Here is a 1,411-nt window from a genome sequence, read left to right as displayed (position 1 = left end):
GCGGCTACTTGTTTCATTGAAGTACGACCGCAGCCCGGCCAGGCTTGGTCGAGGTGACCGGTGGGATCGCTCGCACGCGGCTGTCCACCGCAGGTTTGGTGTGACTCTCAACTGGCATGCGCCTGCCGGTCACCGCGGCGCGGAGTGGCTCAAGAGGGGTATGCCCAGCTCAAAGTAGCGCTGCCCTCCCGCCGACATCCATCGTCGGCTCGGAGGAGAGGCAAGCACATGGGCCAGGTCATCATCGGCGTAGACCCGCACAAACGCTCCGCGACCATCGAGGTCATCGACCAGCGCGAACGCGTCCTGGACAAGGGCCGGTTCGGCACCGACAGCGACGGCTACCAGGACATGCTCGCCGCCGGCCGCAAACACGGCGACCGGATCTGGGCGGTCGAGGGCTGCAGCGGCATCGGCCGGCACGTCGCCCAGCGCCTGGTCGCCGACGGCGAGACCGTCCTGGACGTGCCGGCGAAACTGTCCGCCCGGGCCCGGGTCTTCTCCACCGGCCAAGGCCGCAAGACCGACCCCGTCGACGCCCACAGCGTCGCCGTCGTCGCCCTACGCACCCCTGACCTACGACAGGTCACCGTCGACGACACCACCGTGGCACTACGGCTGCTGGTCGACCGCCGCGACCAGCTCGGCCGCGCCCGCACCGAGATCGTCTCGAGGCTGCACCATCTCCTGCTCGAACTCATCCCCGGCGGAGCGAAGAAGTTCCTGTCCGCCCAACAGGCCCGCGCCCTGCTCAACACCGTGCGGCCGCGTGACGTCGTCGGCAAGACCCGCCGCTGGCTGGCCGCCGAACTGATCCACGAACTCGTCACCATCGACAAGAAGATCAAAATCGCGAACGCCGAGCTCACCGAACTGGTCGCCTCCACCGGCAGCGAGCTGCAGAAACTTCACGGGATCGGCCCGTCCGGCGCCGCCCGCCTGATCGGTGACATCGGCGACGTCAGCCGGTTCACCAGCCGCGGCCACTTCGCGTCCTGGAACGGCACCGCACCCATCGACGCGTCCTCCGGCGACCAGAACCGCCACCGCCTGTCACGCGCCGGGAACCGGCGCATCAACCGGGTCCTGCACATCATGGCCGTCGTCCAACTCCGCAACGACACCGAAGGCCGCCGCTACTACCGGCGCAAACTCGCCGAAGGCAAGACCACCATGGAAGCCATGCGAGCCCTGAAACGTCGGCTGTCCGACGTCGTCTACCGACAGATGACCGCCGACGCCAAACAGCTCAGGACGGGCCCGGGAGGACAAGCGGGGGCGACTCTGCAATCCAGCGCGGCCGACCCGAACCCCAAGGTCGACACTTCGGAGAAGTCACTTCCCGGACCCGCCGAAGACCAGCTTAGAGCACCGCTTCTCACCGCCTCTTGACACAGAGGGGTGCCAGTTG

General features: G+C 67.8%; 1 protein-coding gene. It reads left to right on the top strand.

Going from position 1 to position 1,411, the window contains the following annotated elements:
- Positions 1-228 precede the first annotated feature (228 nt).
- Entirely contained in the window at positions 229-1,392 is a 1,164-nt protein-coding gene (locus B0I29_RS45020; RefSeq protein ID WP_111655313.1) for an IS110 family RNA-guided transposase, read from the top strand.
- Positions 1,393-1,411 lie beyond the last annotated feature (19 nt).

Origin of the sequence: Actinoplanes lutulentus (genome assembly GCF_003259845.1) — a bacterium.
GTDB classification, from domain to species: Bacteria; Actinomycetota; Actinomycetes; order Mycobacteriales; family Micromonosporaceae; genus Actinoplanes; species Actinoplanes lutulentus.
This window is presented reverse-complemented; position numbering and strand designations above follow the sequence as displayed.

What these genes read in the sequence shown, in the direction of transcription:
- B0I29_RS45020 (WP_111655313.1), top strand. Translation starts at nt 229, where the DNA reads ATGGGCCAGGTCATCATCGGCGTAGACCCGCACAAACGCTCCGCGACC.